Origin of the sequence: Geodermatophilus chilensis, from assembly GCF_002802985.1 — a bacterium.
GTDB classification, from domain to species: domain Bacteria; phylum Actinomycetota; class Actinomycetes; order Mycobacteriales; family Geodermatophilaceae; genus Geodermatophilus; species Geodermatophilus chilensis.
This window is the reverse complement of record NZ_NVPT01000138.1, coordinates 1-14,673: the sequence shown is the minus strand read 5'-3', so window position 1 is coordinate 14,673 and position 14,673 is coordinate 1. Positions and strand designations below refer to the sequence as shown.

The following is a 14,673-nucleotide window of genomic DNA, read 5'->3' as shown; positions in this document are numbered from 1 at the left end:
GAGGATGTGCTGTTCAGCTGGAAACGGTAGGATGTCTAGGTGTGTGCTGTATGTTTTTGTTTTCAAGCAGGAGGCGGCAGACGAGATCTGGTACGGTCTCGTGGGCTCGGAGATGGGTATCAGGGACAGCGCCCGTCCCCGCGGGGTCCGCCTGGCGCCGGGGAAGTACGTCAGGTGGAGCCCCGCGGGGACGGGCGGGCCCGCGCCGGTGGGGACCGGCGGCGCGCCCGGTGGGCGGTGCGTCTCCTCCGGTGCCGTGGGACCGAGCCGCGGGGAAGGTGGCTCGGGCCGGTCCGGTCGAGCCGCGGGGAAGTCGGCTCGGTCGGGGGTGGGGCCCGGAGGGTCGGAGGATCGGGACGTCGGCGTCAGGAGAGGGTGGGCATCCCCTCGCTCTCCATGTCGGCGTAGATCGCCTCCTGCTCGGCCACGTAGGCGTCCCAGGTGGCGGCGTCCCAGATCTCGAAGCGGGTGTCGACGCCGACGACGACCACGTCGCGGTCGAGCCCGGCGTACTCGCGCAGGTTCGCCGGGATGGTGATGCGGCCGGTCTTGTCCGGCTCGACCTCGACCATCGACCCGAAGCTCATGCGCGCGCGCATGCGGGCGGCGGCGGTGTCGGAGGGCGCCATCGCGGCGGCCGCGGCGCTCTGCTCGGCGACCCGGGCCATGGTGAGGCCGTAGATGCAGCGGTCCTGGCCCTTCTTGATCACCATGCCGCCGGCCACCTGCTCGCGGAAGCGGACGGGGAGTGCGAGCCGGCCCTTCTCGTCGAGGCGCAACGGGTAGCTGCCGACGAACACCGGATCACCTCCCCCATCGGTCCTCCTCGTGCTCCGGGGCGACCCCGGGACGGGCCTTGCCTCCCCACCGCGCCACACACTAACCCACTACGCCCCACCGAACACCACTCGACACCATCTCGTGATCGGTCCTCTCCACCCCCGCTCCCGCAGGTCAGCGGCCCGGACGCCGGTCCCGGCCGCGGGGTGGGGCGCGGTGGGGCGCGGTCCCACCCCGCCCCACCAGCGGAGCCCGCCGGTGGCGCCCGTCGCGGGGTCCGGAGGCGAGCCGGTGGGGAGCCGAGGCGGGGTCGGGTGCGCGTGCGCGACGCCACGGCCGGGAGACGTCCGGGCACGTAACGTTGATGACGTGACCGAGCTCGCGAGGTCACCCGGGCCGGGCACCGTCGGACACGGGCCCGGGCACCGCGCTCGCGAGGTCGCACCCATGGGCAGAGCACCGTCGGACACGCGGCCGACGAGCGCCGGCGAGGAGGCTGCGTGACCGAGGTGACTCCGACGACCGCGGGGACAGCGGCCCCGGTCGACGTCGCGGCGGAGGGCGCCCGCATCGCGGCGAACATGGCGCGGGTGGTCCACGGCAAGCCCGACGTCGTCCACCTGGCGCTGGTCGTGCTGCTGGCCGAGGGGCACCTGCTGGTCGAGGACGTGCCCGGCGTCGGGAAGACCACGCTGGCCAAGGCGCTGGCCGCCTCGGTCGACGCGAGCGTGCGCCGCATCCAGTTCACGCCGGACCTGCTGCCCAGCGACGTCACCGGGGTGTCGGTCTACGACCAGGAGACCCGCGAGTTCGAGTTCAAGCCGGGCGCGGTGTTCGCCAACATCGTGGTGGCCGACGAGATCAACCGGGCCTCCCCCAAGACGCAGTCGGCGCTGCTGGAGTGCATGGCCGAGCGGCAGGTCACGGTGGACGGCGTCAGCTACGAGCTGGCCCGGCCGTTCCTGGTGATGGCCACCCAGAACCCGATCGAGATGGAGGGCACCTACCCCCTCCCGGAGGCGCAGCGCGACCGGTTCACCGCCCGGGTCTCCATGGGCTACCCCGACCGCGAGGCCGAGCTGGCCATGCTCGACGACCTGGTGACCACCGACCCGCTGACCACGCTGACCCCGGCCACCGACGCTGCCGGGGTGCGCGCGCTGGTCGCCGCCGTCGGCCGGCTGCACGTGTCGGAGGCGGTGCGCCGTTACGTGGTGGCGCTGGTCGAGGCCACCCGCCGGTCGGCCGACCTGCGGCTGGGCGCCTCGCCGCGCGCGGGCCTGCAGCTGCTGCGCACCGCCCGCGCCACCGCGGCGCTGGCCGGCCGCGACCACGTGCTACCCGACGACGTGCAGAGCGTCGCCGTGCCGGTGCTGGCCCACCGCCTGCTGCTCACCCCGGACGCCGCCGCCTCGCGCCGCCCCGCCGAGCAGGTGGTGGCCGACCTGCTGAGGACCGTGCCGGTCCCCCGCGGCCGCTGACGTGGCCGGCCCGGTCGCATCCGCGCTGGCGAGCCTGACGCTGCGCGGTCGCTGCCTGGTCGCGGCCGGGCTGACCCTGCTGCTGCTCGGCGTGCTGCTGGGCGAGCAGCCGCTGGTGCAGGTGGCGGTCTTCGTGCTGGCGCTGCCGCTGCTGTCGGCCGTCGCCGTCGCCCGGCACCGCTTCCGGGTCGCCTCCCGCCGCACCGTGACCCCCGTCCGGGTGCCCCGCGGGCGGGACGCCGAGGTGCAGCTGGAGCTGAGCAACGCCGGGCGCGGCACCGGGGGGCTGTGGCTGCTCGCCGAGACGCTGCCGCGGGAGCTCGGCCCGACCCCGCAGTTCGTCGTCGACCGGCTGCCCGGCGGCCGGTCCACGACGCTGCACTACCGGGTGCACGGCGGACGCCGCGGCCGCTACCGGCTCGGGCCGCTGAAGCTGCGGCTGGTGGACCCCTTCGGCCTGGTGCTGCGCAGCGTCGTGGGCGCCGACACCGCGACCCTCGTCGTGGTGCCGCGGGTGCTGCCGCTGGGCCCCGGCGGCCCGCGTGGCGGGCACGGCGCCGGCGGCTCGGGCGCACGCCGCTCGCTGGCCGTCCACGGGGAGGATGACGTCAGCACCCGGCCCTATCGGCAGGGCGACGACCTGCGGAAGGTGCACTGGCGGGCGACCGCGCGCACCGGTGAGCTGATGGTGCGGCTGGAGGAACGGCCGTGGCGCGCGCAGGCGACCCTGCTGCTCGACACCCGGGCCCGCGCCCACCTGGTCGCCCGCGTGCAGCCCACCGACCGCCGGGCCGCCCCTCCCGGCCCCGACGCACCCCCGCCGGACAGCCTCGAGTGGCTGGTCGAGGCGGCGGCCAGCATCGGCACCGAGCTGCTCGCGCGCGGCGCCGCGCTGCGGGTGGTCACCGAGGGCGCCGAGCTGACCGGCGCGGACTCCGGAGCCGGGCTCGGTCCCGAGGAGCTGCTGGACCGGCTGGCCGGGGTGGTGCCGTCCCGGCTGACCGGCCTGGGCCCCGGCCTGGCGCTGCTGACCCGCGCGGCCGGCGAGGGGCCGGTCGTCGCGCTGCTCGGGGCGATCGGGCCGGACGAGGCCGCCGAGCTGGTGCGGGTCCGCTCGGGTCCGGCGGCCGACCTCGCCGTCCTTGCCGACATCGGCAGCTGGGCCGAGGCCGAGGGCGCGCGCCGGCGCCGGCCGGTCGGCGCGGCGGCCCGCGCGGAGCTGACCCGGCAGCAGGAGGCGGCGGCGGACCTGCTGCGCGCCGGTGGCTGGCAGGTGGCCGTCGCGGGCGCCGACGACACGGTGGCCGACGTGTGGGCGCGGGTGGCCCGGCCCGGTGTCCTGCAGGCCGGTGCCCGGTGAGCGGCGACACGGCGCGCGGCCTGCTGCGCGACGCCGGGACGACGCTGGCCGCCGCGGTCGCCACCGCCCTGGGCACCCTCGCGCTGGTGCCGGTCTTCACCGACGGCGACTGGCGGCCCCCGGTGCTGGCGGCGGTCGTCGCCGTCGCCGCGGCCGGCCTGCTGCTGCGCGTGGCCGGTGCCGCGCTGGCCGACCGACTGACCACGGAGGGCACGGCGCCCGGCTGGTGGACCGCCCTGGTGGCCCTCGTCGTCCCGTCCGGCCAGCTGGTCGTGCTGGCCTGCGTGCTGACCGCGCTGTTCGCGCCCGACCGGGCGTGGGGCGGCTGGCTGCCCACCGGCGGCAGCCTCGGCGACCTCGGCGCGGTGATGGCCGACGGCACGGTGGAGATGGCCGAGCAGGCCACGCCCGCGTTGCCGCTGACCGGGTTGGTCGCGCTGACCACCCTGCTGGTCGGGCTGGTTGCCGTCGCCGTGGACGTGGTGGCCGTCGGCGCGCGGCAGGCGGCGCTGGCCGGGCTCGGGCTGCTGGTCCTGTTCTGCGTGCCGGTGAGCACGGTGACCGGGTCGATCGGCGTGCTGCCGGTCGCTGCGCCGGCCGCGGGGCTGGCACTGCTGCTCTTCGCCGACCAGCACCGGCGGTTGGGCCGGCGCTCGCCGGAGGGACGGCGTCCGCTGCTGGGGGCCGGGACGCTGACCGCCGTCCGGACCGGGGCGGTCGCCGTGGTGCTCGGGCTGGTGGTCGGCGCCGTCGTCCCCACCCTCACCGAGGGCAGCTTCTCCGGCGGCTTCGGCCGCGGCGGGGGCGGCGGCTCGACCGGGACCGCCCTCGACCCGGCCGCAGCGCTGCAGGGCCAGCTGACCCTCGACGAGCCGGTCGACCTGCTGCAGCTCAACGCCTCGGTGCCCGACCCCGGGTACCTGCGGGTCGTCGCGCTGGAGGCCTACGACGCCGCGGAGGGCTGGACGATCGGCAACCTCGACGGCGAGACGGGCGTCGCCGACGAGGCCGAGCTGGCCGCCCTCGCCGGGCGGCGCGGGGGCCGGCCGGTCGACGCGCTGGTCACCGCCCTCGGCCACGAGGACCGCTTCCTCCCGGTGCTCTACGCACCCCAGTCGGTCGACGTGGCCGACCCCGACCGCTGGCGCTTCGACCCGGGCACCGGCACGGTGTTCGGTCGCGACGTCTCGACGGCCGGGCAGACCTGGTCGGTGGCGGCGGTCGAGCCGCGCCCCACCGCCGAGGAGCTCGCGGCGGCCGGCCCGCTGCCGCCGGAGCTGCCACTGGTGCAGCGCTACACCGCCCTGCCCGACCTCGACCCGAGCGTGGACGAGCTGGTCACCACGCTCACCGCCGGCGCGGAGACCCCCTACGAGCGGGTGCAGGCCGTCTACGGGCACTTCACCGACCCGGCCAACGACTACGAGTACTCCCTGTCCACCGCGCCGGGTACCGGCGGCGACGACCTGGCCGACTTCCTGCGGCTGCGGCAGGGCTACTGCGAGCAGTACGCCGGGGCGATGGCGGCGCTGGTCCGGGCGGCCGGCGTCCCGGCGCGGGTCGTGCTCGGCTACACCCCCGGGACGGCGCAGCCCGACGGCAGCCGGCTGATCACCAGCGACGACGCGCACGCGTGGGTGGAGGTCTACTTCGACGACCTGGGCTGGGTCCCCTACGACCCGACCCCGATCGACACCGACCGTGCCGTCGAGCTGCCATGGGCGCCGCGGCCGCAGGACCTGGAGGTCGACCCGCGCACCGACCCGACCGTGGCCCCGCTGCCCGCGCCGACGGTCCCGGCGCCGCAGGACCAGCCGGCTCCCCAGGACGCGCCGGTGCCGCAGGCGGCGCCGCAGCAGGCCGCCTCGTGGGTGCCGGGCGCCCTGCGCGCCGTCGGCGTCGTCCTCGTCGTGCTGGCGCTGGCGGCGGTGCCGGCCGGGCTGCGGGTGCTGCAGCGCCGGCGACGGCTGGGCACCGGCAGCCCGGCGGCCCTGTGGGACGAACTGGCCGCCACCGCGCTGGACCTCGGCCGCACCGCCGACCCGGCCCGGACACCGCGGCAGGTGGCCGAGGCCCTGGCCCAGGCCGCCACCGGCAGCGGCGCGCACCGGCCGGGCCGGCGCGCGGTCGCGGGGTCCGGGGTGGCCGCGGCGGTCGCCCGGCTGGCCCGGGCCGAGGAGGCGGCCAGCTACGCCCGGCCGGGCAGCGTCCCGACCGTCGGCCCGGAGCTGCGCGCCGACCTCGCCGACGCCCGCCGGGGGCTGCTGGCCGCGGCGTCGCGGGGTGCCCGGCTGCACGCGCTGCTCTGGCCGCCGTCGCTGCTGGCCGGGCTGCGCGCGGCCCTGCCCCGGCCACGGTGGGGCCGGCGGACGGCGCTGCGCGGCTGAGCGTCCGCGGCGAGATCGGCGATCTCGCCGGGGGTCAGGTCGGCCGGTCGACCTGCAGGCGCAGCAGCCGCTCGGTCAGCTCGGCCAGCGGCACGGTGAGGGTGAAGCGGCCGCCCTCGGACTGCAGCCCGGCCGCGCCGACGCCGGCGGCCATCCACTCGGGGATCGCCTCGAGCAGCCCCTCGACGTCGAGGAACACCGGCCCCTCACCGGGCTCGGCGTCCGGCAGCGCCTCCTCCTCGGCCCGCTCCGCCGCGGTCCACAGCGGGACGACGTCGTGCCCGTCGCCGTCGGTCCACGGGGCCACGCCGTCCTCGTCGCCCCAGGCCCACAGGCCGCCCGAGGCGGCGAGGTCGTCCCAGACCGCGGTCGTGTCGGGGTCGGTCACGGTGCCTCCTGCGGGGAGTCGGGGCCAGGGACGACGACAGCCGCCGTCCAGGAGGGACGGCGGCTGTCGCGGGGAGCCGTGGGCTACTGGTCGTAGCGGCGGCGGAAGCGCTCCTCGAGCCGGTTCTTCAGCGGCTGGCGGCGGACCTTGCCGCCGCGCCCGCGACCGCCCCGGCCGGTAGCCGTGCTGCCGGCCGGACCGGCGGGGCCGACCTCGACCCCGCCGGTGGCCGAGCGGTAGTTCAGGACGGTGAGCGCCAGCCCGCCGAACGCGACCAGGAAGCCGAGGGCGCCCAGCGGCACCGACGGGATCACGGCACCGCCGACGAGCGCGGCCATGCCCGCCACGAAGAGCAGGACACCCAGCTGCAGCTTGCGACGCGCCTTGCCGCGGCGGTCACCGGAACGGACCGACGAGGCGAACTTGGGATCGTCATCGACGAGGGCGCGCTCGATCTGCTCCAGCAGTCGCTGCTCGTGCTCGGAGAGCGGCACGTCGACCTCCACGTGGGCCAAAGCCAAAACCCGACGGCGGTGCCCGCCGTCGGTGACACCGAGGATACGAGCCCTCCGCGGGGTGCGAAAGGCGAGCCGCGCCGGGTCGCCGTGATCACCCCGGCGGGTGGCCCTCGGTCTCGGCGGGGTGACGAACGGGGCGCGGCCGGAGTTCCCGCCACCTGGTGGGCTGCGACCCCGTCGGGCGTGCGCCCCGGGGCTCGGGGCGACGTGACTCGGGGCGACGTGACTCGGGGCGACGTGACTCGGGGCGACGTGACTCGGGGCGATGCGTCCGGCTCACCGGGTGCGCTGCCCGTCGCGGTGCAGCAGCGTCGCCGGGCGGACCGCGCCGGCGCCGAACCGGCGGGCGGCGCGGTCGGCGGCCAGCTCGGCCTCGCGGCGGCCGCGTTCCCGGGCGCCCAGCTCCAGCTGGCGCGGCGTCTCCCCGGCCGGCACCAGGCGCTCGGCGCGCACGCCGACCAGCCGGATGCGGGCCCGGTCCAGGCCGAGGGCGTCGAAGAGCGCGCGGGCGGTGTCGTAGAGCTCCTGCCCGACGTCGGTGGGGACGCCGAGGGTGCGGCTGCGGGTGATCGTGGTGAAGTCGGCGAAGCGGACCTTGATCGTCACCGTGCGGGCCAGCCAGCCGCCCGAGCGCAGCCGGCCCGCCGTCCGCTCGGACAGTCGCAGCAGCTCGCGGTGGACCACGGCCGGGTCGTCGACGTCCGTGCCGAAGGTCTCCTCGTGCCCGGCCGACCGCTCCGGTTCATCGGGCACCACCTGGCGCGGGTCGCGCCCCCAGGACAGCTCGTGCAGGTGCGCGCCGGCCGCCGGGCCCACCGCCCGCTGCAGCGTGCGCACCGGCACGTGCGCGAGGTCGCCGACGGTGCGCAGCCCCAGCCGCAGCAGCACCTCCTCGGTCTTGGCGCCCACCCCCCACAGGGCGCCGACCGGCAGCGGGTGCAGGAACGCCATGACCTCGGCCGGCCGCACGACCAGCAGCCCGTCGGGCTTGGCGGCGGTGGAGGCGAGCTTGGCGACGAACTTGGTGCCGGCCACGCCGACCGAGCAGGTGATGCCCTGCTCGTCGAAGACGCGGGCGCGCAGGTACTCGCCGATCTCGGCGGCGTCGCCCAGTCGCCGCCCGGAGCCGGACACGTCGAGGAAGGCCTCGTCCAGGCTCAGCGGCTCCACCAGCGGGGTGATGGAGCGGAACAGCGCCATGACCGCGCGGGACACCTCGGCGTAGAGGGCCATGTCCCCCGGCAGCACCGTCGCCGTCGGGCACAGCCGCAGCGCGCGGGACGTCGGCATCGCCGCGTGCACCCCGTAGCGGCGCGCCTCGTAGGTCGCCGAGGTGACCACCCCGCGGTTGCCCGCCCCGCCGACGATCACCGGCGTCCCGGCCAGCTCCGGCCGGCGGCGCACCTCGACACTGGCGAAGAACGCGTCCATGTCGACGTGCAGCACGGTGCAGCCCGCAGCACGGGACGACGACCCCGACGGCACCCTGACCTCCCCGTTGCTCGAACGCGTGTTCGACCGACGGGGAGGACGCTAACGCCCGCACCACCCCGGCGGCACCTCGACGCGGTGCCGTGACCGAGACGTTGCCGACCACCCGTCGGCGCTGGTCGGGGCGGGCGTGTGAGAGCAGGATGGGCGAGGTACAGCACCCTCGGAGGGTCGCCGGCCGGCGGCCCGGACCCGACGTGATGGGAGACCGATGGCTCTCGACGACGACGACATGACCAGCACCGAAGGTCCCGCCGACGGCGGTGCCGCCGGCACGTCCGGCGTCTCCGACGGTGGTGCGGACGGTGGCGCCGACAGCGGCGCCGGCCACGGCCCGGCCGACGGCGGTGCCGCCGGTGGCGGTGCCGACGGCGGCGCGGACGGCGGTGCGGACGGCGGTGCGGACGGTGGCGCCGACGGCGGTGCCGGTCACGGCCCGGCCGACGGCGGCGCTGCCGGTGGCGGTTCGGACGGCGGTGCCGACGGTGGTGCCGACGGTGGTGCCGACGGCGGCGCGGACGGTTCGGCCTGACCGAGGACTCCACCGCGCTCGACCCGCGGGTCTTCGCCGAGGAGTACTGGGCCCGCCGGCCGCTGCTGACCCGCGCCGAGGAGACCGGCGGCTCCTTCGACGACCTGCTCGACCTCGCCGCGGTCGACGAGCTGCTGTCCCGGCGCGGGCTGCGCACCCCGTTCCTGCGGATCGCCAAGGACGGCGCGGTCGTCGACCCCAAGCGCTTCACGACCTCCGGCGGCGCCGGCGCGGAGGTCGCCGACCAGGTCTCCTCCGACGCGGTGCTGCGGCTGTTCGCCGACGGCAGCACCGTCGTCCTGCAGGGGCTGCACCGGCTCTGGCCGCCGCTGATCGAGTTCGCCGACCAGCTCGCCGCCGACCTCGGCCACCCGACTCAGGTCAACGCCTACGTCACCCCGCCGTCCTCGCGCGGGTTCTCCCCGCACTACGACGTCCACGACGTCTTCGTCCTGCAGGTGGCCGGCGAGAAGCACTGGCGCATCCACGAGCCGGTGCTGACCGACCCGCTGCGCACCCAGCCGTGGAACGACCGGGCCGCCGAGGTGGCCGCCGCCGCCGAGCGCGAGCCGGTGATCGACGCGGTGCTGCGCCCCGGTGACGCCCTCTACCTGCCCCGCGGCTACCTGCACTCGGCGACCGCCCTGGGCGCGATCAGCGCGCACCTGACCGTCGGGGTCCACTCGGTCACCCGCTGGGCCGCCGCGGAGTCCGCGCTCGACCTGGTGCGCGTGCTCGCCGCCGAGGACCCGGAGCTGCGCCGTTCGCTGCCGCTGGGCGTGGACCTCGCCGACCCGGCCACGGTGGCCGACGACGTCGCGACGGTCGTGTCCGCGCTCCAGGACTGGCTGGACCGCGTCGACCCCGCCGAGGTCGCCGACCGGCTGCGGGCCCGCACCTGGTCGCAGGTCCGCCCGGAGCCGGTGGCCCCGCTGGCCCAGGCGACCGCCGCCGCCGCCCTCTCCTCCGACACCGTGCTGCGGCTGCGCCGCCGGCTGCGCTGCCGGCTGCGCGAGGCCGCCGACGGGCGGGTGACGCTGATCGCCGGACGGCGCTCCCTCGAGCTGCCCGCCGAGACCCGGCCGGCCGTGGCCGAGCTGTTGGCCGCCGGCGAGCTCAAGGTCGCCGACCTGCCCGGGCTCGACGCCGCCGACCAGCTCACCCTGGCCCGCCGGTTGGTGACCGAGTCCATCGCCACCGTGCCCGGTGCGACCGCGGAGGACCATGGGGGGCGTGAGCGCGCGCCCGGAACCCGATCGTGAGCCGGGCGGGTCTCCCCCGGTGACCCAGCCTCGCGAGGTTCCCCGTGTACGCAGCACCGCCGGTTCCGGCCCGGCCGAGCGCCACCGAGGTGCGGGCGTGAGCACACCTGCCGACTTCTGCCGGGTGGCCGCGGCGCCCGGGTTGCCGGCGGGCCGGCTCGACCCCGACCGCTGCTCCGTGCAGGCGCTCGTCCGCGGCGACTCCGGCGTCGCCACCGCCTCACCGGCGCAGCGCTGGCTGCTGGTCGAGCAGCCCGGGCCGTGGGGCGTCGAGGCGCTCACCCAGTCCCGGTTCGACCCCGCCGTCGCGCCGCGGCTGGCGCACCGGGCTCGGATCGAGGGGGTGCGGCTGCTGCTGGTCCGCCGTCCCGGCGACCGGCTGGCCGACTCGCAGCGCCGCTGGGCCTACGTCGACGGCCGGCCCGGCGTCGAGGGCGTGTGGTGGTCGGTGCGCGAGAGCGACGCCGAGCTGGTCGACGTGCCGTGGGACGGGTCGGTCGGCGAGCGCGCCGACCGGCCGCTCTACCTGGTGTGCGCGCACGGCGGCCATGACGCCTGCTGCGCGCTGCGCGGGCGGCCGCTGGCCCGGACGATGCCCGCCGACGACGTCTGGGAGTGCAGCCACCTGGGTGGCTGCCGGTTCGCCAGCAACGTGCTCGTGCTCCCGCACGGCTTCTACTACGGGCAGGTGCCCGGGGACGGCGCCGAGCTGGTCGAGGCGCACGCCGGCGGCCGGGTCGCGCTGCCGTGGCTGCGCGGCCGCTCCGGGCTGCCCGCACCGGTGCAGGCGGCCCAGCACACCGCCCGCGCGGAGCTGTCGCTGCTCGGTGTCGACGACCTGCTGCCGCGCGACGTGCGCCGGCTGACCCCCGCCGGGGTGGAGGTCGAGCGGTGGGTGGTCACCCTCGCCGGGCCGGACGGCGACGTCGTGACCAAGGTGGAGAGCCGCCCGTCGGAGGACTCCGCGCCGCTCACCTGCCGGGCCGTGCACGCCGCGCACGGCCGCACCTGGCACGTGCGGCTGCTCTCCGGCGTCTGACCCGGGCCTCCCGGCGCCCGTCAGGCCCCGGTGCCGGCCGGCACCGGCTCGGCGAGGCCGTGCGCGACCAGCGTCTCGTACACCGTCGTCGCCAGCACCCCGATCCGGTCCTCGTCGGCTCTGCTGTTCAGGCCCATGGCGACGATCAGCCCGGACTCCGGGAACCAGGCGTGCAGGAAGCGGAAGCCGAGGGTCTGGCCCTCGTAGAACCAGAAGGTGCCCAGGGCGTCGGTCACCTGGGCGACCCCCAGGCCGAAGCCCCTCGGGTCGTCGGGGCTCGTCGCCTCGATGGGCTCCCCCGTCGCTGTCGACACCAGGCTCATCAGCTCGGCCTGCTGCTGCGGCGGCAGCAGCCACCCCTCGTACAGGGCGCGCTCCCACCGGGTCATGTCGGCCGTCGTGCTCAGGATGCCGCCGGCGCCACGCGCCCAGGACAGGCTGTCCCGGCTGACGTCCCGTCCGACCAGCGGGGACAGCTCGGGCTCGTCGGTCCGGGTGTAGTAGCCGGCCGGCAGGCGGCCGAGGGTCCCCGGGGGGTAGAGGTGCGAGCGGTAGTACGTGTCCCGCAGGCCCAGCGGTCCGAGCAGCCGGGCGGAGAGCTGGTTCACATAGCCGGTCCCGGTCACCCGCTCGATGATCATCTCGGCCAGGACGTAGTTGGTGTTCGAGTAGCTGTAGCCGGAGGTGGCCGGGGCCCCGACCACGTAGCCGACCAGCTCTTCCTGGGTGAACTCCCGGAGCGGGTCGGCGGCCTGGTCGGTGAGGAAGGCCGGCTGGTCGTCGTAGGTGGGGATGCCGCTGGTCATGTCCAGCAGCCGCCGGATGGGGACGTCGTGCCACTGCGGGTACTGCGGCAGCCACCGGCTGACGGGGTCGTCGATCGAGAGGCGGCGCTCCGCCTCCAGCTGCAGCAGCAGCAGCAGCACCGAGGTGAACGCCTTGGTGTTGCTGCCGATCTGCCACGGCGCGTCGGGCTGCACGGGCACCGATCCCCCGGACCCCGTCGTCCCGGCGCTGACGTCGACCGTCGTCGCCTGGTCCGGGAGGCTGACGCTCAGCGCGGCGGCGGAGACGTGTTCGGCCGCGCCCCGCTGCTGCAGGTACGCCTCGAGGTCGGCCCGCAGGTCCGCCACCAGGGCGGGGTCGGCGACGACGCTCGCCCCCGCCGGCGCGGTCAGCGGCGCGGGGCCGCCGCGGCACCGGGGGCGAGCAGGACGGTGGTCAGGACCGACGCCGCGACGACGGTGGAGAGGCAGCGTGCTCGGCTGGCGGTCATCGGGACTCCGCCCTGGCTGGGTGGGACCTCGGGCTCCGGTCGCCGGGCGACTGTCGTCCCCGCCGCCGCGGGGCGTCAACACCGCGCGGTCAGGCGAGGGCGCGACCCCGCGCGGCGAGCAACGGGATGGCCAGTTCCGTTGCGGTGAGTGAGCCGTGGTACCCGACCAGTCGGCTCGGGCCGGGTTCCTGCTCGGTGGCGGTCAGCGCCCAGGTGCCGCGGGCGAGCGCCACGACGTCGCCGATCCGCCCGGCCAGGCCGTCGTCCACCGGGCCGAAGACGCCGCTGGCGATGGCCTCGTCGCGGCCGGCGACCCAGGCCCGGTCGCCGAGGACCTCCCGCCACCGCGCCAGCAGGTCGGCCTCGGCACCGGGGACGGCGTGCACGTAGCGGGCCCGCGGCTCGCCGGCCAGCAGCCGGACGTCCTCGGTGAGCTCGGGGTGGGCGTCGAGGTCGAGCCGGGTGCCGGGCGGGACGTCGAGCATCCCGTGGTCGGCGGTGACCAGCAGCGCGGCGTCGTCCGGCAGTCCGTCGACGACCTGCTCGACGAGCCGGTCGACGAGGGCCAGCTGGGCGCGCCAGCTGGCCGAGTCGACGCCGCGGACGTGCCCGGTGAGGTCGAGCTCGGCGGTGTAGCCGTAGACGAGGCTGCGCGGTGCCGCGGCCAGCGACTCCAGCAGGACGGCGGCCAGGTCGCCGGCGCCCACGGTGCCGGTGTAGCGGGCGCCGCGGTAGGCGGCGTTCGACAGTCCCGAGCCGCGGAAGGCGTAGGGCGCCACGGCGGCGACCTCGACGCCCGCGTCGGCGGCCTGCTCGAAGACGCTGCGCCGCGACATCCAGACGGCGGGGTCGGGGTCGTCGGCCCACTGCACGTGGTTGAGGGTGCGGTCCTCCCCCGGGACGGCGGTGACGAAGCCGAGCACGCCGTGGCTGCCCGGCGGCAGGCCGGTGCCCAGGGTGGTGAGGCTGACCGGGGTGGTGCTCGGGCACGGCGCGGAGAGGTCGCCGGTAGGGGTGGCCAGCCCGGCCAGCGTCGGGGCGACGTCGGGGTGCGCGCGGACCAGGTCGGCGCCGAGCCCGTCGACCAGCAGGACGGCGACCCGGTGGGCGCCGGCCAGCGCGGCGGTGAGGCCGAGCGGGTCGGGCGGCAGGTCGCCACGCTCGACCGGGACGCCGAGCGCGGTGGCGACGCTGGGGAGGACGTCGGCGAGGGTGGCGGTGCCGTAGTCGGGCCGGGCGAGGTCGGCCGGGAACCCGTCGACGGGGAGGGTCACGGGCGGGTCGCGAGCAGGTGCAGCCCGGCGGCGACGTCGCGGTAGGGCGAGCTGCCGGCCAGTGCCAGCTCCAGCCGGCGGACCGCCTCGGGGTCGGCGCCGGAGGCGACGTCGAGCAGGTCGGCGACCACCGAGACACCGCGCCAGCTGCCCGGCTGCAGCCCGGCGGCCTCGACCAGTGCCAGCAGGTCCTCGGGGGTGAAACGACGGCGGGCGGGACGGCGGGCGCGCCGCGGGGCGGGGTCGCGGTCCTCCAGCAGGGCGAGCGCCTCGACCGGGTGACCGGCGATCGCCCGGGCCAGCACCGCGCCGGCCCGGTTGGCCGAGGCGACGCTGGCGGTGCCGCCGGGGCGCAGGGCCCGGGCGAGCTCGCGCAGCGTGGTGACGGGGTCGTCGACCACCTCGAGCACCGAGTGGCACAGCGCCAGGTCGTAGCCGTCGTCGCCGGCGGGCACGACCTGGTGCAGCTGGTCGCCGTCGCCCTGGACGCCGTGCACCCGCGCGCCGACGCCGGCGGTCTCGGCCCGCCGGTTCAGCGTGGCGAGGGCGTCGGCGCTGGGGTCGACCACGGTGACGTCGTGACCCATCTGGGCCAGCCGGACGGCGGAGTTGCCGCTGCCGCCGCCGACGTCGAGGACCCGCAGCGGGCGGCCCGCGGCGACGAGCGGGTCGAGGGCGGCCCAGACGGCGGCCGCGCGGGCGGGCAGCTGGTCCGCGGCGGACGAGGCGGGAGCAGACGGCGGCACCCGTCGGAGCCTAGCCGCGGTCGGTGCCGGCCACCGGTCCGCTCGCGGGGTCGTCGCCTGCGCAGGTGCGCGCCGGCTGACGCCCGGCTCCGCGACTATCCACCTCGCGACCCGTTCCCTCCTACATATACCTAACACA

Annotated in this window: 13 protein-coding genes; 6 read left to right on the top strand and 7 right to left on the bottom strand. The window is 77.1% G+C overall.

Going from position 1 to position 14,673, the window contains the following annotated elements; genetic code table 11:
• Positions 1–365: 365 nt before the first annotated feature.
• On the bottom strand, positions 366–800 hold the full coding sequence (gene mraZ / locus CNO22_RS20110; RefSeq protein ID WP_100501042.1) for a division/cell wall cluster transcriptional repressor MraZ: 435 nt from the start codon (positions 798–800) through the stop codon (positions 366–368).
• Positions 801–1,280: 480 nt separating this feature from the next.
• Between mraZ and CNO22_RS20105 the strand changes: the two genes are divergently transcribed.
• Genes CNO22_RS20105 through CNO22_RS20095 form a run of 3 tightly spaced genes read left to right on the top strand, consistent with a single transcriptional unit; the run spans position 1,281 to position 6,008 of the window.
• The gene (locus CNO22_RS20105; protein WP_100501041.1) at positions 1,281–2,261 is read left to right on the top strand and encodes an AAA family ATPase; all 981 of its coding nucleotides are present in this window, start codon (positions 1,281–1,283) and stop codon (positions 2,259–2,261) included.
• Between the two features lies 1 nt (position 2,262).
• The gene (locus CNO22_RS20100) at positions 2,263–3,621 is read left to right on the top strand and encodes a DUF58 domain-containing protein (RefSeq protein WP_100501040.1); all 1,359 of its coding nucleotides are present in this window, start codon (positions 2,263–2,265) and stop codon (positions 3,619–3,621) included.
• The gene (locus CNO22_RS20095; protein WP_100501044.1) at positions 3,618–6,008 is read left to right on the top strand and encodes a transglutaminase-like domain-containing protein; all 2,391 of its coding nucleotides are present in this window, start codon (positions 3,618–3,620) and stop codon (positions 6,006–6,008) included. The genes CNO22_RS20100 and CNO22_RS20095 overlap by 4 nt, the downstream gene beginning before the upstream one ends.
• 34 nt (positions 6,009–6,042) lie before the next feature.
• Here the strand turns inward: CNO22_RS20095 and CNO22_RS20090 are convergent, their stop codons facing one another.
• The 3 genes from CNO22_RS20090 to dinB form a co-directional block, all read right to left on the bottom strand.
• A complete protein-coding gene (locus CNO22_RS20090; protein ID WP_100501039.1) occupies positions 6,043–6,396 on the bottom strand; it encodes a DUF2750 domain-containing protein in 354 nt (117 codons plus the stop codon).
• Positions 6,397–6,479: 83 nt separating this feature from the next.
• Positions 6,480–6,890: a DUF3040 domain-containing protein gene (locus tag CNO22_RS20085; RefSeq protein ID WP_100501043.1), complete on the bottom strand. Its 411-nt coding sequence runs from the start codon at positions 6,888–6,890 to the stop codon at positions 6,480–6,482.
• Between the two features lie 300 nt (positions 6,891–7,190).
• Positions 7,191–8,399, bottom strand: a complete 1,209-nt coding sequence (dinB, locus tag CNO22_RS20080; RefSeq protein ID WP_100501038.1) for a DNA polymerase IV — start codon at positions 8,397–8,399, stop codon at positions 7,191–7,193.
• A gap of 217 nt (positions 8,400–8,616) precedes the next feature.
• Between dinB and CNO22_RS20075 the strand changes: the two genes are divergently transcribed.
• The 3 genes from CNO22_RS20075 to CNO22_RS20065 all read left to right on the top strand — a co-directional run bounded on the left by CNO22_RS20075 (position 8,617) and on the right by CNO22_RS20065 (position 11,238).
• Positions 8,617–8,937, top strand: a complete 321-nt coding sequence (locus CNO22_RS20075; RefSeq protein ID WP_100501037.1) for a BatC protein — start codon at positions 8,617–8,619, stop codon at positions 8,935–8,937.
• Between the two features lie 263 nt (positions 8,938–9,200).
• Entirely contained in the window at positions 9,201–10,199 is a 999-nt protein-coding gene (locus CNO22_RS20070; RefSeq protein WP_332870097.1) for a cupin domain-containing protein, read from the top strand.
• A gap of 97 nt (positions 10,200–10,296) precedes the next feature.
• On the top strand, positions 10,297–11,238 hold the full coding sequence (locus tag CNO22_RS20065) for a sucrase ferredoxin (RefSeq protein WP_100501035.1): 942 nt from the start codon (positions 10,297–10,299) through the stop codon (positions 11,236–11,238).
• A 20-nt stretch (positions 11,239–11,258) separates the two neighbouring features.
• On the opposite strand, the gene CNO22_RS20060 is transcribed toward CNO22_RS20065, so the two are convergent.
• From CNO22_RS20060 to CNO22_RS20050, 3 genes are all read right to left on the bottom strand, one after another.
• The gene (locus tag CNO22_RS20060) at positions 11,259–12,371 is read right to left on the bottom strand and encodes a serine hydrolase domain-containing protein (protein ID WP_232807192.1); all 1,113 of its coding nucleotides are present in this window, start codon (positions 12,369–12,371) and stop codon (positions 11,259–11,261) included.
• Between the two features lie 232 nt (positions 12,372–12,603).
• On the bottom strand, positions 12,604–13,788 hold the full coding sequence (locus CNO22_RS20055; protein WP_100501034.1) for an alkaline phosphatase family protein: 1,185 nt from the start codon (positions 13,786–13,788) through the stop codon (positions 12,604–12,606).
• Positions 13,785–14,534 (bottom strand): class I SAM-dependent methyltransferase, encoded by a 750-nt coding sequence (locus tag CNO22_RS20050; protein ID WP_100501033.1) that lies wholly within the window; start codon positions 14,532–14,534, stop codon positions 13,785–13,787. Before CNO22_RS20050 ends, CNO22_RS20055 begins: the two co-directional genes overlap by 4 nt.
• Positions 14,535–14,673 lie beyond the last annotated feature (139 nt).